Source organism: Bacteroidota bacterium (assembly GCA_016718825.1).
Lineage (GTDB): Bacteria > Bacteroidota > Bacteroidia > J057 > JADKCL01 > JADKCL01.
The window spans coordinates 25,200-47,993 of sequence record JADKCL010000073.1 but is presented as its reverse complement, the minus strand read 5'-3'; the positions used below and the strand labels follow the sequence as shown (position 1 = coordinate 47,993).

The following is a 22,794-nucleotide window of genomic DNA, read 5'->3' as shown; positions in this document are numbered from 1 at the left end:
GGTGCGGCTACGTCGACTCGTCAAACCGGTTTTGGACCGTATCATGCCGCCGCTTTGGCGTTGGTACGTGCGCAAACCGCGTGTTGCACGCAGTGGAGACGTACGTCTGACGGTCCCACCGGGAGTCTTCCATCCTGGATTGTTCATCAGTACGAAATTCATGATGGCCCATCTGACGCAGTTGGATGTCAAGGGAAAGTCCTTGCTCGAACTCGGCGCAGGAAGCGGAATGATCGCCATTGTGCAAGCCAAACGCGGAGCGAATGTCACGGCCACGGATATCAGCAGCTTGGCGGTCAAAACGATAACATCCAATGCCCTCGCCAATCAAGTCCAAATCGAAGTTCAACAGGCAGACTTGCTGGTAGGGCTGGAAAAGAAACAATACGATTTTGTGGTCATCAATCCGCCGTATTATCCCGAGGAACCCGCCAATGAAGCGGAGCATGCCTGGTTCTGTGGCAAGGACTTTGAGTATTTCCAGCGGCTATTCCGGGACTTGGGGGAATTTGTGCATCCGAATTCGCAAATTTTGATGGTGCTCAGTGAGGATTGCAAGATCGACCGCATTGCCCAATTGGCAGAAAACAATGGCTGGACAATGCAAATCGTAAACGAACGCACCCAATGGGGCGAACGGAATTACATTTTCAGAATTTCGAGATCGGAATCCTCTGGAAAACAGCCATCGGACATCAAATTGCATTCCCAAAAAGTCAAGCTCTCCAATTCAACCAAAGCCTCAACAAGCTTGCTGAATTCACGCAAACAACACCAACGTGCTTTCAGTAAATTCTGCGAATTAGCTTCGCTGATCTAAAGATTCTGCTCATCGGAGGACCGAGAACTTCCCTGAGTAGGTGTGCATCCCATTGCTTACGTGCGCAATGTACATGCCGTTCGCGAGATTGGTGACATCCACATCCAATTCGTTGATGCCGCTCTTCATGGTGAAATCCTGCGTATGCACCAACTGTCCGCGCAAGTCAAGGACTTTCACCTGCAGTGGCGCGTTTTCAATTTCGCTATCGAATTTCACTTTCAATGAACCTTCGGTGACGGGATTTGGAAACAATGCCAACATGTTTTCGCCAGCGTAGTTCATGTTGACCTTGATCGCGGGATATCCCGTGGTGGCGCCGTTCATGTCGACCTGCACAATCCGGTAAAAATTGAGCCCACGATGGGGAGTTACATCACGCACTGAATAAGTATTGGACTCATCGGTGGTGGCATTGCCATCTACACGTGCAAATTCGACCCAATTGTCAGCATCGGTGCTGCGGTAGAGGATGAATCCCATATTTTGTTGCTCGGATGCCGTTTTCCAGTGAAGATCAACACCAAGGCCGTTTTGCTCGCCATTGAAGTACTCCATCAAAACCGGCAAAACAGTCATTTGTCCATAGGAAGCATTGTCCAAGGACGCAGTGAGGTCAAAACCGGCAGCGTAATTGTCCCAGTTACTGAACATTGTCATGTTAGCGGCAGACCAGCCACAGAAATTCATTCCTGCAACACCAAAATTCAGTTCCGTATGCGTAAAGGCGGGAGATGCACTGGTAATAGTGATCATGGCAACGCCAGTACTGGCATTGTAACTAAAGGCGTAATTTCTCCAGACTCCATCTACAGGCAGTTCGCCATTGGAGGGAACTGCTCCGCCCCAGAGCCAACCGCCATTGACCGGCCAATTCCACGCAGGAGGATAAGCTGCAAATTCGATTTGCGGGACACAACCACCTACGCCATTTTCGTGGGAATATCGGGCGGTGACTTTGCTAAATCGGACGCCAAACGCAAGCTGGTCCTTCAGCCAAAACCAACCATCGATTTCGCGCCTTGGACGACGGTAATCGATGCTCATTGTGGGACTTGTTACATTGAATACCGCGCCAGGAACGACCATGTTGACGGCTTGGGGGCAACCGCCAGGAGTAAAACATCCACCGGTAAATTGTGGTGTTACCCCGGCTGCACATCCTTGAGGTGTGCCATTTCCCGTCGCGCGCGCATTGGCTTGCGCACCTGAAGAAACGGCATTTGGCCCAACGGTGGCAATGCGCTCGTCAAAAGCAGGATCGTCGAAATCAAATCGACTAACCGTCTGTGCCTTCGTCACAAAGGCAGTCAAGAGCAAGAACAAGACGACTTGGACAATTTTCTTCATACTACCATTACCATTGGCAAACATTATGCCACATGCAAAGCTACGCTATCGTACGTGATTTTCAAATAGCAGTTGCGGGCTTCAAAGATCAAGCTGCCGAAGTGCAACTGAAACTTTCCCTCCAATGCTTTTCTTCTGGAAAAATCAATTCACCTTCAATTTCAGCGTCGCAACGCCTTGCGAACCCGCATTGACACGAAGGAAATACATTCCAGAGGAAAGGCCCTGTGTGGGCAATTCAAGGCTGTTTAGCCCCGTTTCAAGGTGAATAGGCATCGAATAGATGACTTGCCCAACCATGTTGAGAATGCTGAGATTGCCATTCGATGCAGCCGGAGCCATCGTTTCGAGCGTCACTGCGTTGGGTGCCGTGACTGGATTGGGATAGAGTTGTTGAATGGTGATTGCCGTTGGGGCAAATCTTACTTGTCTGATTTCGGAGGCTGAACTGCGGCCGTCACGGTCAAATTGTCGGATTCTATACCAGTTGTCGCCGACTTTTGGAGTACGGTGCACAAATTGGTATTCTGCACCTTGGCCATTTTCTGCAGTCGACAGAACTTCGCCAATGGGCTCATAGTTGATGGCATCCAAAGAATGCTCCACCACGAAATGCGTATTGTTAACCTCTGTTGCGGTACCCCAATCCAGTTTCACTGTGTTTTGGATGCTGGGTTCTGCGTCAAAATAGGCGTATTCGACGGGCAAAATACAAGGCGCAACCGCGACGGTGGTACCCATCGGTACGCCAGGTGCATTGGTCACGACAACACCGACGGCACCTGCCACGGCAGTGCCACTCGTATTCAGGCAACCATTGCTAGATGACAGGATTAATCCAGGTACACCACCCGAAAGTAAGGTGGTCACTGTCCCAGGCAAAGTAGCCGTTCTTGTAATGACTGCCCCGCCACTACCGCCACCGCCAGGTCCATAACAACGATTTCCGCCGCCTCCTGAAGCAGATCCTCCATTCCCGCCGAGTCCATGAATGATGAAAGGGGTAGCAGTGATCGACGTTACATCAAGGACAAGTGTGCCGGCTGCGCCTCCGCCGCCAGCGCCATCGAAATTGGCAGTATTAGCAAAGCTTGAACTGATTCGAAATGCGTCCAAGCTTGCGTTCAAGGTTCCAGCCATCACGATGATGATTCCTCCTCCTGCAGAACCAGCGGTAGAGTTTCCGCCAGCGGAGCAACCACCGATTCCACCATTGTTGCCATGCCCTGCGCCACCACCGCCACCCATGAAAGCACGCGCGCCAGCCAATGAAGCCAAAGGCTTGCCGCCGATACCTGGGTGAAATCCTTTGCAGTTGAATGCTCCAGGCTCATTGTTCGCCGATCCTTGGCCGCCCGCGCTCAGGTTGCCACCGCCTGCACCTCCGGCATTGTGGTCGTTTGCTCCACCACCACCATTGGCTTGTGCGCCTTTACCCAGCTCAAATCCTGCGGGGATGGCAGCAATGCCCTCGCCTTTCGGTGCCCCACGGTAGTCACCGGTAGGATAAAAAAAGTTGGCGTGCTGCACGCTGAAATTGCAGCCATTTGGACAAACTTGTTGAAAGGCTCCGCCCCGGAAACCTTTGGAATTCATGTTGATCTCGCCCGCAGTAATGTTGAGCGTACCTCTCACATCCAAGACGACGACCCCACCTGTTGTGCCGTTCCACGCTTGGCCCGTCAATGACCCGGTAACATTCGCATTTTGATAGACTGGAACACTTACCATCTGCACTCTGCCACCAAAGTTGTAGGTATTCACCAGATCTTGGGTCAGGTGAATTGTCCCGCCGGCAATCGCTTGAATTTCGGCTTTTTCAAATGAACCTGCACCGTTGTAATTGGAGATTGTCCCGTAAGCAGCAGTATTGGTTTGGTCGATGATCGCGCCTTGCATTTGGATGATCAGAACCGTATCGCCAACAGAAAATCCTGCAGAACTGCTTACAGTGATCACGTTGGCGCATGGACCTTGAGTCAAAACAGGCGTGTAAATGTTGATGACGCCTGAAATATTCGTCGTTTGGGCAAATGCTACGCCCCAAATGGCAAGCATTCCCAACAAAAACCGTATAGCAAGACGTGAAATCCTGATTTCCATCTTCATCTAAGCTGCAAAAAGTTCAATTCCCGTAGGCGATCATCCGTCAACAACGGATCCAGACGATCTATTCTGCAAGTTAAGGATAAAAAGTATGCCAAATCTATGTTTTATGCACAGTTGTTACAGAAAATGTTGATTGTCAGCCTTGTGATTGCCGGGAAGTACTTTCATTTCTTTGCTTGTTAAATTTGCTTGTGTAAGATGTTGATAGCTAGATTCTTATGTGCAGGGTCGTTTTCGGTGAGCATGCAAAAGGATTGTCTGTCATTTTGTCAGTTCTGTTTTCCCTGCACGTTGATGTACAAATCGAGGCGATTTCTTGGCTAGCTTTGACCGGCAAATTCAATAGTTTATCACCATGGGAATGAAATCGTTTTGGAATCGAATCGCTGGTAAGAATCAACTGCCAAAGGAGGAGGAACCACAAGCAAAGGACATGCAGGAAAATGCGGAATGGGAGCCGGAAGACCTCTTTGCCGTCACATTCGGGGTTGAATTGTTCTTTAGAGAAATGCCAAACGCATTTCCCATTGAGCAAATCAAGCGCAGGATGACTGCTCTTTGCGGAGACTTGGATATGCCCGGCGACAGCCAGGAATCCATGCTCTTTTTCTTCAAGGACCATACGGTCAAGTTTGCAACGGGTGAGATGCCGGTGCAAGTGTTGGTTGCAAAAGCAGGTGAGGGCGAATCCAACATTGATTATGAGCCCGCGCTGCGGCAGTCCTGGCAATTTCACAATGTCCGTGATGTCGTTGCGGCGTGCCCCAGCCGCATCCTCGTAACAGACATGATGGCCTCCGGATTGGAAATTCATCAAAGAATCACGCTTTTTCAGGCTGCTCTTTATGTGATTGTTGAAGCTCTGCGACCGCAGGCAATCCATTTCATGCGCAGTCAGTTGTTTGTCGATGGAGACGCTTACCTCGCCAACGTCCCGATGAGTCCGGGATATGACCGGCTGCTAGGCCCATTGAATGTTCGTCTTTTTAATGTCGAGAATGGCAATGAAGAGGCAATCGTGATGGATACGCTCGGTTTGTCTGCCCTTGGATTACCCGATCTGCAAATTCATTGCCGCGACCTCGATGTGAATCAACTTGCCGGCATGCTCTATGGCACAGGACATTACATTTTTGAAAACGGTGACGTGATCCAGGACGGAAATACCCTCAGTGGTTGGGAGGAGAGCCAGCGCTGGAAATGCCGTCATGAAGCCGCTCTTGTCGAACCCCGCAGGGTGGTAGTGGACATCAATCCGGGAGAGCCGTGGGCGGTGCGGTGAGAATTGAGAATGGAAAATTGAGAATGGAAAATGGAGAAACCCAAAGGGTTCGCGCAAGCAATGGGAAACTGCGAAGCACATCACCAAAACGTTTGAAAACAGACAACGCTGAGTACATCACGAAGACCTTTGAAAAGAGTCAACACTGCGTACATCACGAAGATCTTTTACAATAGACAATAGGCAGTCCAGGAAACATTTGTGAGTGATTTGATGCCAGCAATGCAAAACCAACTATTTGTTGCCAGGTTGTCCTGATTCTTGACAAGGATTCTAACACAGGAAGTTGCGAAGTTTTTTTTGAGCAGATATCCCTGCTTTCCAGAATCGCAATTATCTTCGCAAGGTCGCATCCCCGTTGCGAAATGCCTTGAAATTAGTCTCATATGAATATCCTCCTCTATATCCTGCTTGGCGTGGTGGGCTTCATTGCCTTCCTGCTGATCCTCGCATTGTTCACAAAAAAGGGCTATAGCATACAGCGGCAGATCATCATCGATCGCCCGGTTACGGAAGTCTATGATTTCGTGCGCCACCTTAAAAACCAGGACATTTTCAGCAAATGGGTCCAATCTGATCCCGGAATGCAGAAAATTTACAAAGGCACCGATGGAGAAGTTGGCTTCGTCTATGGCTGGAATGGCAACAAACAGGCAGGCGAAGGCGAGCAGGAAATCATGAAACTCATTCCCGGCAAATTCGTGGATGTCGAAGTACGGTTCGTAAGACCCTTTAAAGCTGTGGCCAAAACACCATTTTCATTGGAGGATCACGGTGGCGTCAACACGACTGTCACTTGGAGCATGACAAGTGCAATGACCTATCCGATGAATCTGTTTTTGCTGATCATGGACATGGACAAAGCACTGGGAAAGGACATGGAAACCAGCCTCGGGGTGCTCAAACAGCACTTGGAAAAGTAGGTCATGCGCTGTTCCGAATCGCGTAAGTCTGCAAAAGCCCAATCGGTCCGTGGAAAGGTAACTTGCTGATTTATAAGATATTTTTAGTGGATCACCTCGATCTTGAAGTTCCGTCTGACGTCGGCGGCTTGCAATGAGACAAGATATATTCCTCCCGGCTTTTGGCTGAGGTCCACATCCCTGTTGTATTCGCGGACCCAGTCCACCTTTTCAGTAAGAACAAGTCTTCCCAGGATGTCCCTGATTTCCATGACGAGTTCGGTCGGCTCACCTGTTTGCACAGTCACCCTGAATTTGCCGTCGTTGGGATTGGGATACAAAGTGAATTTTACCGGATTTATTGGTTGATCGTTGCTGACAACCAAGTCTATACTTGCAACGGAGGTGCAGCCGATGGCATCGGTGACTGTCACCGAATAAGTTCCCAGCCCAAGCCCACCGATACCACCCGGATTAGTTGATCCGTTGCTCCAAACATAAGTACATGGCCCATGACTGCCACCGACATACACAGCCACAGAACCATCTTGAGCACCTGGAGAGGAGGGTGGCCACATCACTGCCTCCGTAACGAGGTCGCAAACTGAAAGGATCGGCCTGATCATCTGCGGATGTTTGTAGGCATTCAGTCCGAAAAATTCCACATTTCGCCAATCAACAGCCGGCAAAGTCGGCCAGCTCAGCCACGTAGTTCCTGGGAAAAATGCTCCTGAAGACATTCCCACATGCAGGGTCGAATCGAATTCCACCATCGTCACGACAAAATCACCTTGAGGCAATTGCAATCGTCCGCCATGCATCGGCAAGACGTAGGACATTGCAGAATCGGTGGTGTAAACGAGGGTGTCGGTGGACCCTACAATTTGATTGGGGACACCATCGAGCATGTCCCAAACGACGACAGCAAGGGGTTGCCCGGTGAATCCTTTGGTGACGTGCACCCAAACACTGTCAAGATTGTCTGACTGGTTGAAATGGAATTCCTGACCGACATATCCCCCGACGTAGGCGCCGATCCCGATCCCGCCGATTGCAATTCCGTTGTCGCGTGCATAGGTAAGCGGCGATATTTCAAAGTGGTCGTACAAGGTATCATTGCTGTGATCGCCGTCGAATGCGTTGTGCAAGGCGATGTATTGTAGCGTGTATTTACCAGGAGCAAGACCGTTCGGAGCAGGAACGGAGTCCAGCATGTTGTCGCCAGGCACCATGTTGGCATGCATTGCACTGTTGGCTGTGTAAACCTGTGTGCCAGCGCTATCGAGTACATTCACTTTCATGTAGGCTGCATTCACCGTTGTCGAGCCATAATTCTGGAAATTCCCATAGAGATAGCCGGAATAGGTATGGCGCTCAGGAAAAATGGTGTATTCCATGCGTTGAATGGAACGCATCCGCAAATCTCCGGGAGGAGGGAGGTAATAGGCGACGCTGTCAATACCGATATACTCGGAATTTGCCCCGGATGAGCCGCCGTTTGTGACAAAGTAGCGGAATGCAATCCGGCCAGAGGTGGGCGCAGTCAATCCCGTAATAATAATCGTGTATTCTGTCCAGACATTGGGGTAACCTGATGCTGTAAGTGTTGGGTTGATCTGCAAAAGTTGCGTAGTGAAATCCCCAACAGAGGTTGCAGTGGTCCCTACATCGGTACTTGCCCCGTTGAGGCTGAGTCGCACTTGGAGACGGTCGGGATAATTGGGGGCACTGACCGTTCGCGTTCGGAAGGAAAATTTTTCGCCATTGGTGAAAGTTCGGGTCGGCGTAAAGAGCCAGTTGCTCAGGGTATTGCTGCCGGTTCCGCAATTGTAGCTCACAGCGATATATGCTGTGTCGCCGCCATCAAAAGCCGCGAAATTTCCGGGGTCTCCCTGAAACCAATTCGGGATCGATCCTGGAAGCGCACTCCGGTTTTGTTGCGCCCAACCATTGCTCCACAAAGCTGGAACATCGTCAAAATGCTCGGTATAGTACTGCGCTGATACATCGGAAAAGCACCCGGCCATCATCAGCAAGGCCAAGAGCATCCGACCCCGACCAAAAGCAAAAAGGCGACAAAAAGCATTCATTGAAAAATCATTGACCACGAAAATGCAGCATTTGAAACCCGCAAAAATTGGAAACAACACAGGAAAGATAAGGCATTTCCAGATACGCACGGCAGCGCCTGAAAACGTAGAAACAACCAACCCTGACAAATGTCTTTTGCTGCCAAAACCGAAGATGCTTCACTTCGTTCTGCATGACAATGAAGCTCTCAACTCTCAACAACTCATCACCAAGCTGAAAACTCTGATCTCTGAACTTAGCAAGCTCACGTTACTCCCATCTGTCGCACCACATCGACCATCCTTTTATTCTCCAGTCGGCTCAGGACCCAAATCCAGAGTTCATCATAACCCGTAGGTTTGATTTCTGGACCGAGGGCGAGGAGTTGTTCGTGGATTTCAAGGATGGCTGCCCGTGTCTCCGCGGCGTCGACTGCGTCGAGCAGTTTTCCGATGAACCGATGCGTTATTTGGCCGAAAAGCGGTTTATTGGGTTGCTGCCGCAAGCGGCGCTCTTGTGACTTGTGCAAGTGCGTAAGCACATCCAGCTGCCCACGCGCGTAACGCGCGATCATTTCGAGCAACCGCAAAGCGTCCAGAATGTCTTCGCGGAGTGGCAAATGCGGCCGATTGAGCACCAAGTTGATGTACCGCTGCGCCTCCGGATAACGCTCAGCAACGAAATAGAGTGCACAAAGGTTGTAAAGAAACGTCAGTTCGAGACTGGCATTCAGGTACTTACCATATTTGGTCATGCCCGCTTCAAATTCTGGCGCATTCACCATTGCTTGGTCAAGGTGGCCCGTGATAAGCGCATACCGCAGCATCAAGTGGTGTTTCAGGAAAAAAATGCGCGCCACAAGGCTGGTTTCTTTGGCTTTGTGACTGACGAGGCGGTCAAGATCCGTGAGAAAACGTTCAAGGTCATTGTTGTTCAGCTGCGCGTCGAGAAGCGAAACAAGGGCATTGATGTATTGGTCGGGTTGCCGTTTGATCTGGATCGGATAGGCCTCGTAGGTCGCCACAAGCGACTGCCAAGCCTCCATGGAAAGCCGAGTTTTGGCCTGCGAACGCTGATAATAGGCATGCGCTAGATAATAGGAGACCTTCGCATGGAAACCGACCTCCTCAGGTGGCTCGCGCAATGCCGGATCAGCCCACAGAGCTTCCAATTCGGCTTGCAAATCAGGGTTACGGTCATCAACTTGCTGCGAAAAGATGATTTGAATGCGGCCCATCAGATCGCGGAGATGGGCTTCCTGCGCCAACCGCGAAATGGCCAATGCCTCCTCTTTTCCAATTTCGACCAATTCCGGGAGCAAGGTTTTGCCGCCCCGCCATTTGCTCAGGCGTCGCTGCCAGCGATGAAATTCTGCCGTAAAGGCATGCAGATCAAGTTGGCGCGACTTGGAAAGTCCAGTTTTCAAGAGCTTTTCCGCCTGGGCCGGCAATCCTTTTGCATGCAAAATTTCAAGGTGGTCCAGCATTTCCCGCAATTCCGTTTCGGCGGATTCTGGCCCGCGTGTGAACCGCAAGCCGGCTAAAATGGCATCGTAGAGATAGGATTTGGCCTCACTGAGGTTTTTGAGGAAGGCCTTGCCTTCAAATTTTTCCCGCAATTCGTTTTCATCGTAATGCGACTGATCGACAAGTGCGTCAAACAGCAGAATGTAGTTGTTGCCGTCTTGCCGGGAATGCCGTTCGGAAAGCAACCGAAAGGCCCGCCGTTCCGCTGCCGTCATCGAACGCACCAATTGGAACAAATCATCTGATGCCTTGATTCCCATCGCTTTCCAAATCAATTGCCCATTTTGTCAACGCGAATTCGGCTGGATTTTTGCAGTCTAATTGGATTCAAATTACTGATTAAAAAGATAAAAATACGATCAAATGAATGCTTTTTAATTGAAAAGGTGAATTTGGATTGCTGAATTTGAAAAAACATTGAATTTGTGCTCAAAAGTCCAAATGCTAGGTTTGTAGTGTCCTCCTGGAAGACCACAAGACCAATTTTAAGAACTCTATGAAAGCGACTTATTTTTCATTCTTTGCTGTCTTTTTGATCTGCTTCGCGGCCTGTACTCCGACGGCAGCCCCTACAGACAGTCTCACCCTCACCAAAGAAAAAATCTGTCTCCAAGCAGGAGGCAAAGAACAATGTTTGGATGGACCGGGCACCTACCGGTTGCGTTTGCAAGACGGGAAACCCGTTTTGGAGGCCATGAATCTCAAAGAAGCCGGCAGCAATATCACTTTCACGCAGTTTGGACGGCCCGATGCCGTGAAAGCCGAAAAGCTCGGCGTGATCATTGAAAACAAAGTATTGAGCCTCAAAGATGGCGAGCGCCTTCTAAAAGATACCACCGGGCTTGGTTTCCTGATTGTCAGGGAGGCAAACGGTTCCCTCAGTGTCAGCACGGGCAATCAGATTGAATTGGAGTCCTTGCCGATTGATCTTTCGTTTGCACAAAGGACGGTTCGGGTGGATGTCTCATCGCGGAAACTCGATCCTTCGTTCATTGCCTTGACGCAAATTGACTATACATTTCAAGGCGAAAATCGCTACATGCCCAACGATACCGGTACCATTGTCGTGATCATCGACAATTTTAAGGTCGTGGGAAATTGCGCTGCGGAGGCGCCCGACAGCTGCTGCCCTGCAAGCGAAGCGCCAGGTCCCGATGTCACGGTCACCGACGGCATGGTTTCTGACTATGCAGCCGACGGATTGCGGTTACTCGCTTGCTTTCCCAACAATTCGATTTGCACATTTACCCATGGCGACAAACTGATCATCTTGGACTGTGCCTCTCAGGAAAGGTACTGCATTGACCTTTCCATTTGTTCAGTCACCATCACAACCACCGATGACAATGGAATTTGTATCAGCGTTCCAAGCGACTGTTCGCTTGAGAACCCTTTTGAATAGGGCTTTATGACCTAGAATCAATATCACCCGTTCTTTTTTCTAAATCACCCGTTCTTTTCATTCAATAGTCACCAGTTCTTTAAAGAATCAAAAATCACCCGTTCTTTTCATTCATTAGTCACCCGTTCTTTCAGCATCAAAAATCACCCTCTAAAATCCTATCGACATGCACTATGCTGTGGTTGGACGTATTTTGGCCGAGTTGCCCTGGGATCGTTACGCGCTTTCTGGCGCGCAGGGTTACCTGAGGCTCTACAATGGAACACTTCCGCTCGGCCGCGGAATCCAAGTCGGTCCAATCCCGATTGAGATTGATCTGGAAAAGGAGTTTGCCGGATTCGGCGAACACTACCTCGCCCGTGAGCCGCTCGACCAAGAGGGTGCATTTGAAATCGGCATTGATGATCGGCAGCATCCCTACGCCAGTGGTTCGCTACGCGCTGTTTTGGAGCTGCCGTTCGTCAGGCCATCTGATGGAAATGCCGACAAACATGTTTCACGGTTTCTTGTCTTGGAAACTTTTGAGCCCGCATGGCACTTCGAAGGTAAGACGGCAACGACGACCTGGAACTTCCAAGTCAATGCCCAATTTTGGACACTCGCTTTCGGTGAGAAAGCTGATCCAATTCTTCTGAATGTATCGTAATCAATGATATCCGTTGGCGCCCAAGTGCCAGCTTTTCCTCTGCCAATTCACTCTACCAACAGTTTTTTTTTCAACATTTCCCGAAGTCCCAAGGTTGCCGCTCCCGCGCAACGCTTGGGACATTTTTTTGGAGAATCGGTCAGTAAGGCTTTCTGAACAGCTCTCTTACCTTGCCCGTCCAGCTTTTGGTCTCCCCCGTTGCTTTGAAGACAGATTCGAATTCATGGAAGGCGATTTTCCATGGGTTGTAGGTTTCGATGGGTTTTGTGAGACCGTATTTGACAGGTTCGTCTTCGACCTCAAAGGTGCCAAACAGCTTGTCCCAAAAGATGAAGATCGCCGCGTAGTTTTTATCGAGGTACTTGGGATTGCTTGCGTGATGAACCCGATGGTGTGAAGGGGTATTCATCAACCATTCAAAGGGTCCCAATTTGGGAATGATGCGGGTATGCAGCCAAACCTGGTAAAAATAGGATAGACCATCGGTCGTGATCACGATCCAAGGGGCAAACCCAAACAAAACCATCGGCGTCCAAAAGATGCCATGAAAAAGGTTGTTGAGGAAGTTTCCTCTCACAGACGTGGTGATGTTGAGCTTTTCACTGCTGTGGTGGGCAACATGCACCGCCCAGAAAAAGCGGGTAGTATGGCTGATGCGGTGGTACCAATAAAACAGAAAATCATTGACCAGCAAACCGATCAGGTACCAAACGACAATGTTTACATCCGGTTTCCATAGGACGTAGTCGTTTTCCCAAAGAAAGGTATAAAAGGCAAGTTGCAAGAAGTTGATACCTATCTTGGTCACGAAGGTAATGACGCCCATGGAGATGTTTGCCTGTGTATCCTTGGGATCAAACAGCTCCAATTGGTCCTTCTTGCTGACAATGGCTTCCGCAATGGCCAATCCTATAAACACCAACACGGACAAAAGGGATGTCCACTCTAGCATGACTTTGTAATTCGGATAATTCTTTCGCGGCAAATTTAGTGGCATGTGATGTCACTTTCAACCATTTCTCCTATCAAAAACTTGATTTTGATCATTTGCGGGGAGATTCCTCTGCGAATGTCCTTCTGCAGGACTTGGACTGCCTTTTGTTGCCGAACATTTGTTCAGTTCCTGTTTTCTGCTTGACGTGATAGCCTCAGAATTCGTAGTATTGCGCCTTCAATTTGTAGTTTGTTCGCAAAACCTCAAGAAAATGGGAAGAGCTTTTGAATATCGCCGCGCCTCCAAGGAAAAACGTTGGGACAAAATGTCCCGAATTTTCCCGAAACTCTCCAAGGCGATCACGATTGCAGCAAAAGAAGGCGGTTCAGACCCTGAAGCAAACGGAAAGTTGCGTTCGGCCATCATGAACGCCAAGGCTGAAAACATGCCTAAGGACAACATTGACAACGCCATTGCACGTGCCTCCGGCAAAGATGCCGAAGACATGAAGGAAATTGTCTACGAAGGCAAAGGCCCGCATGGCGTCATGGTCGTCGTGGAATGTGCCACGGACAATGGTACCCGTACAGTCGCCAACGTCAAAAATTACTTCAGCAAGGCAGGTGGCGGAATGGTTCCCACAGGATCCTTCGAATTCCTCTTTTCCCGCAAGGCTGTCTTCGAAGTGGTTCAGAAGCCTAATCTCGACCTTGAAGAGCTGGAATTCAGCCTCATCGATGCAGGCCTCGAGGAAATTGAAGCCGAAGAAGGCACTATTTATATCTACGGCCCCTTCACCGCTTTTGGTACACTCTCCAAGGCGATCGATGACTTGAAACTCGAAGTCACCAAGTCATCCCTGCAACGTATTCCCAACAGCGCCGTCGAATTCACGGAAGAACAACTTGTCGACATTGAAAAAATGATCGACCGCATCGAAGAGGACGAAGACGTTCAAGCAGTCTACACCAACATCGCTTAAGTGAAAAGTTAGAAGTGAAAAGTGAAAAGTCCGCTCAAGGAAAAAAGCTATGCTTTTGCCATACGTGTGGTGAGGCTTTCTCAATTCTTGGAGCAGGATCGGAGTGCGTTTGTCTTGGGAAAGCAGATCCTGCGAAGTGGGACTGCGATCGGAGCCTTGGTTTGCGAAGCGGAATTTGGTTAGAGTAGGGCTGATTTTCGCGGAAAAATGAGCATTGCACTCAAAGAAGCCAATGAAACCGATTATTGGCTTTCATTACTCAAGGACACCCAATATATTGATGAGCGATTGTTTGTGAGTTTGTCCGCAGACTGCAAGGAAATCATCGCTATGCTTGTTTCCACGGTCAAAACAATGAAAAGTGAAAAGTCTTGAATCAGAGATTCAACAACTTTTCACTTTTCACTAATAACTTTTCACTTATCACTTCCTGTTTCCGAGGAAAAAGGAAAGGCCGACGGAGGCTGCCAAGAACACACCGAGGACGACGCGCTCGATCATGAGGTCACCGGCTTTGCCCAAGGGCGCCAAAAGACTGCTGCCGGAAACAAATGAATAAATCAATAACGAACCAAAAATCAATAGGCCGCCAAAAAGTACGACCGCGTTCATGTTTTTCATAAGCGTAAGAGGTTGAGTGGTAGAACCATTGAAAGTGCATCCCGCAAAAAAGAGGGCGAGATGATTCACTTGAAAGGTAAGACCTTTGCTGAAAAATTCCACGTTTGAGCTGAAAAAATCAGCTTTCCAACCGTTTGAATGAATAATTGGCAATGCAACTGCCTGATTTTCTATTGTTTGGTTTGCAAGGACTTTGCAGTGATTTCCTGCGACCAAACCAGATTGCCTTCATTGTCTTTGCAACTGATCACCAATTTGCGGTCGGTCCGTGGACCGCTTACCTCCAAAGTGGCGTAGTTGTGGCCCACATATTCGGTGCCGGGTATCAGCAACGTATTCTTGTCGCCATCTCCAGGATAGGTGCCCGAGGTGAAGGGCGAAGCGCAGAGATCATACACCGGATAGCCGCCTGCGGGCTTCCACAGGCTCATTTCGGTATGGTGGCGGTCGCCTGTGAGGAAGATCACGCCCTTGATTTCCTCCAATTGAATGGCATCCAACAGCCGCTTGCGTTCTTCGGGTGCCACATGAATGTAATTTTCATAGACATCCGCTGTGCTCAGGACCATTCCCCCGACACAGACAAATTTGAAGGGCGCCTGACTTCCCTTCAGGGCATCGATCAGCCAATCGACTTGGGCCTTGCCGAGCATTTCGCGCTGTGCACTTTTCAGGCCGTTGGGACTGCGGAACGTGCGGTCGTCGAGCAAAAAGAAGTCACAATCGCTCCAAGTGAACATCGACGTTACCCCGCCTTGGCCATGGACCCCGTAACCCGGATTCGCCCAGAAATCCTGGAAAGCCTTGTAGGTAAGGTCTTTGTGGACGAAGCTGCGGTCGGCATCGTTGGGGCCGTAATCGTGGTCGTCCCAAATGGCATAATGCGACATGGAGGCCAACAAGGGCTGCAAAACCTTGTAGCTACGGCCATGGGTGTAGCGGTAGTAAATACCCGTACGGGTGTTCCAATCGACTTCATTGAGGTAGATGTTGTCGCCGAGCCAGAGCATCAAGTCACCGTCGTCCTTGCCGATGGCCTCAAAAACTTCGTATTCGCTGCCGTAGGGCTTGCCCGGGCGGTCAAACAAGGAATCATTGAAATAGGCACAGCTCCCGACAATCGCTTTGAATGCCGGCGGATCGGTACGCCATTGCCAGAGATCGCGGGCATGGAAGGTAAAAGGGTAGGAGAGGCCGATCTTCTTGCCGTTGATGCGCAGGGTGCCTTCGTAGGTCTTTCCTGGCAAAACGCGGTCGGCAAGCAGGTGGGCAGTGAATGCATTTTCAGAGCTGGTCATCACGGCATTCGTCAAAAACACTTCCGAAGCCGGCTGATCCTTTTCCTGATACTCGACATAGACTTGGCAGGCGCGGTTGGTTTGTACCCAGAGCATCACCTCCCGCATTTCGCTGTAGCCGACCATGGGACCACTTTGCAAAAAAGTCGCCGGATCAGCCTTTTTCTGGGCTTTCGCCTGAAAACCAAGGGTGAAAATCCAGAGGAAAACGAGGGAAGCAGTGAGGAAACGCATAATTGGGTGAATTTTCAGGCAATTTACGAATGCAGCGTTGCATTCCCTTTTTTTCAGATGAATTGAATGTGAAGAAATTCCATGATACTGAAAAGCGAAACGGTCATTCCCAAAACAACTTGGAGCGCAATTCCCGCACAGCAGCGTCAAAGACTTCCTTGCTGACTTCCTCGTCGTCGTCGCGTGGCCATCCGCTCAGGCGCGTGAGGTAGCCCATGTCCAAGGCAAACTCACCCGATTCCCATTGGTAAGCATAGACCGCCAAGCCACCTTCCGATGTCGGAATGGAATAGACAGGCCGCAAGCCGCAGATCATATAAACCAGCGGTAACAAGGAGGGAGTATTTCTGCCCGGGACATCCATCGCCATCATTTACAATGCAAAATGCTCATCCCTACACTGCAAAGCAATGTTTCGAATGAGCATTTTTCTATTCTCAGAAGAAGTTTCTCAGAATGCGTAGCGCACGGAAAGTGCACCGCCGTCATACCAGAAATGGCGATTGCCGACCAAATTAAAGGAAGGTTTCCAGTCCAAGCTTAAGTTGATGGGAACCTCGCTGAAGGTATATTCCAAGCCAAGGATCCCGTCTGCGCCGATAAAAACTCCTTCATCGTTGGTGTCCCATCCGTTGTTTTTTGAATTTCCGTCATAATACCCAATGTGGCCGCCACCGCCAATATAGAAATTCATTCCATCGGTAATCACTGGAATGTGGTGCTCGTACATGACTGTCACCTGATAACCACCCCCGTGGCTGTTGAGGAGAAACTCCAATCCGGCTGCATCGCTCATTTTGTGCTTGAAGGTGATTCCCCAAGATGGACCAAGGCGAAGGCCGATGGCGTTGTTGTACTGTGCTTCGGCACGTTGGGAAGTCGCCAGAAACATTACTGGCAACAACAAAATAAATAAGTACTTTCTCATATCGTTTTCACTAATCTGACTACAAATGTCTACAAACTTACGCGATCAATCAAGTGATTTGCATTGAGGTACAGACTGCGGGTAGTTCCACTGGCTTGAATATGAACTACATTGGCTTGGTCATCAAAGCGCTCCATGAGAATCCGATTGGTGATTTTGAGGCTGGTCAATCGTTCAATCGGCCCGATTTCAAGGTAGCACCAAACGGCATCCTGTTCGGTTTCACTGCCGATCCAAGTCATTTTGCTTGGTTGGTCATTGACCTCTATCACCATTCTATTCTGAAGGTAAGCGTTAAGAATGGAATCTGCATTCGGCGCTTGATCAGCCTCACCAAGTCGTAGCTTTCCACCTCCCAAAGCAAGAATGCTGCCTTCAATGTCGTCCAAAAATAGCTTGCTGGTGATTTCCAGTGATTTTGACCGTGCATTGTAGTCGATTTGCGTAATGCTCACGTGGAAATCGTGCCGCACAGCATTGGGATTGGCCCGAAGACCCGCGAAGAGCAAAGTCCCCACGAGTAGAAAAGCAACCACCCTCCAACGGTGCTTTCGTTCCAATCTACCTGCCCAAGCCATTTTGCCGCATCGGATTTTGCTCGACTTGTTCCCGGTTTTTGTACAGCTGAAACCGGCTCGGCTGCATCACAGGAGGCCAATTGTTGTTGTTGAAATCGACGTCAGCCGTTTCCAGAAATGGATCCAAATGCACCGCTGTCACCTCCTTGGGATAGAAAAACACCTTGCTGACCGTCTTTTGATCCATTTTCCAGATTTCGGCAGGGATACGTTCCACAACCTTGCTGCCATCCGCGAATTGGAATTCGAGGATGACCGGCATTGGCAATCCGCCTACATTGCTCAGGGTCAGTTCATAGTAATTGAGTCCGGAGTTGAGGAGCTTCCTTTCGTCATCACTCAGGCGGCCCACATAAGTTTTGTAATCCTCCTCTTGTTGAGCCGTTGCTGCGAGCGGGTCAAATCGGTTGTAGAAGTCGCGCAGCGTGGTGTCCTGATCAATCAGCGGCTTGGGAATGGCTGTTTTGTTGCGTGTGTCTCCAATAAAATCCGGGGCCGCGTCGCGCTGTGCCCGCGTGATGGCGGCCTCCTTTTGTGGATCGCCGGTATTGATGCGCATCCATTTGACATTGTCCAAACTCAGGTCTACATGCTCCGTGCTGTAAAACCATCCTCTCCAAAACCAATCCAGGTCAATCGCGCTTGCATCTTCCATGGTGCGGAAAAAGTCGGCAGGCGAAGGGTGGCGGAAGGCCCAACGGCGGCAGTATTCCTTGAAAGCAAAGTCAAACAATTCGCGGCCCATGACGGTCTCGCGCAAAATGTTGAGCGCTGTCGCAGGCTTGCCGTAGGCGTTGTTGCCAAACTGATAGACACTTTCGCTGTTGGCCATGATCGGCGAAATCTGCGACTTGTCACCCTTCATGTAGTCCACGATCTTGTAGGCAGGACCGCGGCGCGAAGGGTAGTTCAGGTCCCATTCCATTTCTGCCAAGTATTGCACGAAGGTATTCAAGCCTTCATCCATCCAGGTCCACTGACGTTCGTCGCTGTTGATGATCATCGGGAAGAAGTTGTGCCCCACCTCGTGGATGATCACGGAAATCATGCCGTATTTCGTTCTGTCAGAATAGGTTCCGTCAGCCTCCGGGCGTCCGCCGTTGAAGGCCATCATCGGGTATTCCATGCCGATGTCTTTGGTGTGGACGGAGTAAGCGACAGGGTAGGGGTAGTCAATGGTGTACTTCGAATAGATCTTGAGCGTATGCGCGATCACTTTCGTGCTGTACTTTTCCCACAGCGGATTGCCTTCCTTCGGATAGAGGCTCATGGCCATGACGGTGCGGTCGCCAAATTTGACGGGCATGGCATCCCAGATAAATTTCCGGGAACTGGAAAACGCAAAGTCGCGCACGTTTTGGGCAAAATATTCCCAAGTCTTTTTGCCTTTGGCCTTGCCTTTTTCAGCCTCGCGTGCTTCGGCTTCGGTGACAATCATCACCGGCGCATCGGCGGTTTTGGCTTTGTTGAGGCGCTCCCTTTGCGCTGCGGTCAGGACCTTGTCGCCATTTTGCAAAACTCCCGTTGCACCGACTACATGGTCGTCCGGCACGGTGATTTTGACTTTGTAGTCGCCAAATGGCAGGGTGAATTCGCCGCGGCCGAGGAACTGTTTGTGTTGCCAACCCGTGACCTCATTGTAAACGGCCATTCTTGGGAAAAAGTGGGCAAGGGTGTAGAGATAGTTGTTTTCGGCAGGGAAATATTCCATTCCGCTGCGGCCACCAACCTTGTCGCGGTCGTTGATGTTGTACCACCATTTGATCTGAAACGAATAACTCGTTTTGGGCTTCAAAACCACGGGCAAGTCGATCCGCATCATCGTGTGCACGACGGTAAACGGCAGATTTTGCCCCTTGGTATCCTTGATCCAATCGAGTTTGAAGCCTCCATCGTAGTCGTGGTGCATGCCGGCAAGGTCATCAAACGTCATTTGGTCGGCCAAAGTTCCCGTTTGGATTTTTTTGGTTTCGCTCTCGCGGCTGTACAGGTTCTGATCGAGTTGCAGCCAGAGATAAGTCAGCGGATCCGGCGAATTGTTCCAATAAGTGATCGTTTCGACGCCCCGGAGAATCTGCTTGTCGTCATCGATCTCGACTTCGATGGCATAGTCGGCCTTTTGCTGATAGTATTCATGGCCCGGCGCGCCCGAGGCCGTGCGGTAGGCATTGGGCGTCGGCAGTTCCTGCTGCAACTGCTTGAACTTGGACATGTCATTAAAAACCTGGGCCTCGGCGCATACCATCGCCATCAACATGCCCAATATCAGCCCGTATTTTTTCAAATTCATTGCATTCACTTTGGAAATCCTTTAACAAAAGTAATGGAATTATCGGATGAGGAGGGGGAAGAAACTGCGATTCTCCGCGAAGGTCGCGCACACACCAACCGCTGAGTGCGCCGTTTACGCGGTATTCACAACCGCTCTACCATCAGCCAGATCGCAATCACCCCCGCCATAACGGAAATTCCGATCCGCCACCAATTGGGAGGCACCCGCATGGGGCCGCGCATCACCCACCCAATCAACAATATCGCTGTCACAATGGCCAATTGGCCGATTTCGACACCGATATTGAAGTACAGCAACGGCGCGATGACGTCATTGGCATTTCCCAGAAGACTCCTGAAATAGTTGCTGAATCCCATGCCGTGGATCAACCCGAAGGCCAATGCGAGGCCATAACTCAGCATCCAATAGCGTTTCGTGGCCGATTTGGAATAAAAAATGGTGCCCAAAGCGGTCAGGAAAATTGTCAATGGAATGAGAAATTCGATGAGGTTGGCATTGACGCGGATCACATCCAAGGCGGTCAAGGCCAAGGTGAGGCTGTGACCGAGGGTGAAAGCGGTCACGAGCAAGGCTACTTTTCGCCATTCTGCGAAGGAATAGGCTCCGCAGAGCGCCAGCAGAAACAGCATGTGGTCGTAACCCGCCCAGTCGGTGATGTGCCAAAACCCCAGCTTGAGGTACAATTCGAAGGCCGACATGCTATTTTTTCAAGGCAATCGCGTACGGATCGCTCGACATCTCCGGCTTGAATCCGGGAACCAATTCCAGCGTTTGCAGATCGATGGCGGTGAGGTATCCATTGCGCCCGCCGCAATTGCTCGAATGATGCGGTGCGGGCCCGTCGGGCGCGACGTTGCGGTTGGCTACGACAGCCATTCCGGATGCTTCGTCGACGATGATGCCATGGGGTTGAAAGCCGGTATAAACTGCCTTGACGAAGGTATTGGTACGATAATCAATGATGGCTACCGAACCGCGTTTGTTGTTTGCCGGGAAGGTCGTCATGTCTTCGAGGCAGGTCACAAACAAATGCCCTGTTTGTGGCGCGATCGCAAATTCGACCGGATCGTCACCGACTTGAATCACCGCGAGCAGGCTGTCATTCGAAGTTTGGTAGGCCCGCACTTCCCGCACATACTGGCAGGTCACAAAGTATTTGGAGCCGTCTGGCACAAAAAACACCTCATGGGGGCCCAATTGACCGGAAAGGTGAGGGTGAACGGGCGCCACGCCTTGCATCAAATCCACCGATTCGAAGCTTGTCACACGCCCAGAAGTGTCATAATCGATGTACACGAGGCTGCTTTCATCCTGATTGGTGATGTAAAAGCGGCGCATCAAAGGGTGGGCTGCCGAACCATGTACTTTCGAATTGAAATTGAGCGGCTCGGTGACGACCATATTTTGGAGGTCGATCAACACCGATTGGTTGACCCCTGTTCCCGTCAAAATGTAGGAAACCGCGATCGCAAAGCGTCCGTCTGCCGACACATTAAACGTGTTCCAATTGCCGTTTCCAATCAGGATTTGCCCGACTTTTTCATCCGTGAGCGTGCTGTAAACCTCGACATAGGGATTCGCCGCCAAGAAAACGACATACCAAAAGCGGCCATCCTTGCTGGTTTTGATGTAGTGAGGTTGCTCGGCGGCAGCTGAATTTCCAACAGATACGTAGCGCATGACCTGACGGGATTCGGCGTCCATCACCGCAACGAGGTCACAGCCTTGGTTGATGACATACCATTTGCGGCGATTGGCAATGGGGGGGAAACGTTCTTCGCCTTTGGCGTTGCGGGCGCCGTCGAGGATCCATTGTTTCACCGTTGCATATTCCTGATCCGTAAGCAAGGCGCCGCCAATCGGCATCGTGGGAAGCAATGCGGGATCACCGTTGCTCGTGTCGCGGTTGATGGCGTAGAGAAAGTAGCTTTGATCCGGCGAATAAGGAATGACCGGAGAACCGCCGTTGCTACCCAAGAAGAGGCTTTCCCAGGTTTCCAGGTTCAAGCCGGCAGCGGCTTCTGCACTTTGGGTCGTATGGCAGCCGCTCGTCGCGCAACGACTGACAGCAATGGCCGCAATTTCTGGCGGATAGGCCGATGCTTCATCACCCAAGTCATCCCAAGTGCAACCTGACAAAAAAAGCAGTGTCACGATAGCGAACGAAAATGCTTTTTTCATGTTCAACTTTTGTTTTTGGACCCCATTACCCTTTAGATAACACTATTCTCAGTCTTCCGTGACTGCGAGGGGTACCGTCTTCTCTTCTGATTTTGCGAGATTGACATATATTCCGCCCCGCACAATGGTATCGATTTGGGTATCAAATCCGACGCCATACATGTAGTAGTCTCCCGCTTTGAGGTTCTCAAATTGATAAACGCCTTGGGTATTGGCAACAACGCTTGCATCAAAATCGGATTCCAAAGTGCCCGGTAACTCCTTGGCGCCAAATTTGATGTACACGATCGCATCTGAGATGGCTAAGCCGTGGTGTGCCACCGTCCCGGTAATCGTGGCGTTTCCATCAAACCCTTCCTTGGTGCATGCAAGCATTGAGATCGAGAGTGAGATGAGCACAAAACCCACTCTCAGGAACCTATTTCGCATCTTTTTCGAATTGAGCCAACCCATGATGCTCAAAAATACCGAAAAACCCATTGTGAAATGAAGATTGCTACGATGGTCTCCCGACATTTTACGATTTTATTCAAAGTACGGGTCCTGATCATCTCCAATCCGAAAAAATGCGGAAACCCCTCAAATCCTGACGATTTTCTTCGACTTATCGAGCTCGTTGCCGAACCTGAACATGACTC

The 22,794-nt window shown here is 50.2% G+C and carries 20 protein-coding genes and 1 pseudogene; 7 read left to right on the top strand and 14 right to left on the bottom strand.

The window, feature by feature from the left end; genetic code table 11:
- Nucleotide 1 precedes the first annotated feature (1 nt).
- The gene (locus IPN95_31880; protein MBK9453915.1) at nt 2–820 is read left to right on the top strand and encodes a methyltransferase; all 819 of its coding nucleotides are present in this window, start codon (nt 2–4) and stop codon (nt 818–820) included.
- A gap of 9 nt (nt 821–829) precedes the next feature.
- Here the strand turns inward: IPN95_31880 and IPN95_31875 are convergent, their stop codons facing one another.
- Both IPN95_31875 and IPN95_31870 read right to left on the bottom strand, forming a co-directional pair.
- A complete protein-coding gene (locus tag IPN95_31875) occupies nt 830–2,170 on the bottom strand; it encodes a T9SS type A sorting domain-containing protein (GenBank protein ID MBK9453914.1) in 1,341 nt (446 codons plus the stop codon).
- A gap of 144 nt (nt 2,171–2,314) precedes the next feature.
- Nucleotides 2,315–4,273 (bottom strand): T9SS type A sorting domain-containing protein, encoded by a 1,959-nt coding sequence (locus IPN95_31870; GenBank protein ID MBK9453913.1) that lies wholly within the window; start codon nt 4,271–4,273, stop codon nt 2,315–2,317.
- Between the two features lie 367 nt (nt 4,274–4,640).
- Between IPN95_31870 and IPN95_31865 the strand changes: the two genes are divergently transcribed.
- Both IPN95_31865 and IPN95_31860 read left to right on the top strand, forming a co-directional pair.
- Entirely contained in the window at nt 4,641–5,561 is a 921-nt protein-coding gene (locus tag IPN95_31865) for a DUF4261 domain-containing protein (GenBank protein ID MBK9453912.1), read from the top strand.
- Nucleotides 5,562–5,947: 386 nt separating this feature from the next.
- On the top strand, nt 5,948–6,484 hold the full coding sequence (locus IPN95_31860) for an SRPBCC family protein (GenBank protein MBK9453911.1): 537 nt from the start codon (nt 5,948–5,950) through the stop codon (nt 6,482–6,484).
- Nucleotides 6,485–6,567: 83 nt separating this feature from the next.
- Here IPN95_31860 and IPN95_31855 read toward each other — a convergent pair whose 3' ends face one another.
- Nucleotides 6,568–8,553: a T9SS type A sorting domain-containing protein gene (locus IPN95_31855; protein ID MBK9453910.1), complete on the bottom strand. Its 1,986-nt coding sequence runs from the start codon at nt 8,551–8,553 to the stop codon at nt 6,568–6,570.
- A gap of 245 nt (nt 8,554–8,798) precedes the next feature.
- The gene (locus tag IPN95_31850) at nt 8,799–10,319 is read right to left on the bottom strand and encodes a hypothetical protein (GenBank protein ID MBK9453909.1); all 1,521 of its coding nucleotides are present in this window, start codon (nt 10,317–10,319) and stop codon (nt 8,799–8,801) included.
- 236 nt (nt 10,320–10,555) lie between these two features.
- Between IPN95_31850 and IPN95_31845 the strand changes: the two genes are divergently transcribed.
- Both IPN95_31845 and IPN95_31840 read left to right on the top strand, forming a co-directional pair.
- Complete coding sequence (locus tag IPN95_31845; protein MBK9453908.1) at nt 10,556–11,461, top strand: hypothetical protein; 906 nt, start codon at nt 10,556–10,558, stop codon at nt 11,459–11,461.
- A gap of 166 nt (nt 11,462–11,627) precedes the next feature.
- Complete coding sequence (locus tag IPN95_31840) at nt 11,628–12,107, top strand: hypothetical protein (protein MBK9453907.1); 480 nt, start codon at nt 11,628–11,630, stop codon at nt 12,105–12,107.
- Between the two features lie 139 nt (nt 12,108–12,246).
- On the opposite strand, the gene IPN95_31835 is transcribed toward IPN95_31840, so the two are convergent.
- A complete protein-coding gene (locus IPN95_31835; protein ID MBK9453906.1) occupies nt 12,247–13,059 on the bottom strand; it encodes a sterol desaturase family protein in 813 nt (270 codons plus the stop codon).
- Nucleotides 13,060–13,312: 253 nt separating this feature from the next.
- Here IPN95_31835 and IPN95_31830 point away from each other — a divergent pair, with 253 nt between their 5' ends.
- Together IPN95_31830 and IPN95_31825 are read left to right on the top strand one after the other, a co-directional pair.
- Nucleotides 13,313–14,023 (top strand): YebC/PmpR family DNA-binding transcriptional regulator, encoded by a 711-nt coding sequence (locus tag IPN95_31830; protein ID MBK9453905.1) that lies wholly within the window; start codon nt 13,313–13,315, stop codon nt 14,021–14,023.
- 21 nt (nt 14,024–14,044) lie between these two features.
- Nucleotides 14,045–14,398: pseudogene (locus tag IPN95_31825) on the top strand (four helix bundle protein).
- A gap of 48 nt (nt 14,399–14,446) precedes the next feature.
- Here the strand turns inward: IPN95_31825 and IPN95_31820 are convergent.
- The 9 genes from IPN95_31820 to IPN95_31780 all read right to left on the bottom strand — a co-directional run bounded on the left by IPN95_31820 (nt 14,447) and on the right by IPN95_31780 (nt 22,585).
- Entirely contained in the window at nt 14,447–14,644 is a 198-nt protein-coding gene (locus tag IPN95_31820; GenBank protein MBK9453904.1) for a hypothetical protein, read from the bottom strand.
- Between the two features lie 170 nt (nt 14,645–14,814).
- Nucleotides 14,815–16,176: an alkaline phosphatase family protein gene (locus IPN95_31815; protein ID MBK9453903.1), complete on the bottom strand. Its 1,362-nt coding sequence runs from the start codon at nt 16,174–16,176 to the stop codon at nt 14,815–14,817.
- 103 nt (nt 16,177–16,279) lie between these two features.
- A complete protein-coding gene (locus IPN95_31810; protein ID MBK9453902.1) occupies nt 16,280–16,549 on the bottom strand; it encodes a hypothetical protein in 270 nt (89 codons plus the stop codon).
- A gap of 78 nt (nt 16,550–16,627) precedes the next feature.
- Nucleotides 16,628–17,104, bottom strand: a complete 477-nt coding sequence (locus tag IPN95_31805; protein ID MBK9453901.1) for a hypothetical protein — start codon at nt 17,102–17,104, stop codon at nt 16,628–16,630.
- Nucleotides 17,105–17,133: 29 nt separating this feature from the next.
- A complete protein-coding gene (locus IPN95_31800; GenBank protein MBK9453900.1) occupies nt 17,134–17,640 on the bottom strand; it encodes a hypothetical protein in 507 nt (168 codons plus the stop codon).
- A 25-nt stretch (nt 17,641–17,665) separates the two neighbouring features.
- On the bottom strand, nt 17,666–19,972 hold the full coding sequence (locus IPN95_31795; protein ID MBK9453899.1) for a M1 family metallopeptidase: 2,307 nt from the start codon (nt 19,970–19,972) through the stop codon (nt 17,666–17,668).
- Nucleotides 19,973–20,097: 125 nt separating this feature from the next.
- Nucleotides 20,098–20,673, bottom strand: coding sequence for a HupE/UreJ family protein (locus IPN95_31790; GenBank protein ID MBK9453898.1), 576 nt, complete (start codon nt 20,671–20,673; stop codon nt 20,098–20,100).
- Between the two features lies 1 nt (nt 20,674).
- Nucleotides 20,675–22,156 carry a hypothetical protein gene (locus tag IPN95_31785; GenBank protein MBK9453897.1) on the bottom strand — a complete coding sequence of 494 codons (1,482 nt, stop codon included), beginning with the start codon at nt 22,154–22,156 and terminating at the stop codon, nt 20,675–20,677.
- A gap of 48 nt (nt 22,157–22,204) precedes the next feature.
- Nucleotides 22,205–22,585 (bottom strand): hypothetical protein, encoded by a 381-nt coding sequence (locus tag IPN95_31780; GenBank protein MBK9453896.1) that lies wholly within the window; start codon nt 22,583–22,585, stop codon nt 22,205–22,207.
- Between the last annotated feature and the right edge of the window lie 209 nt (nt 22,586–22,794).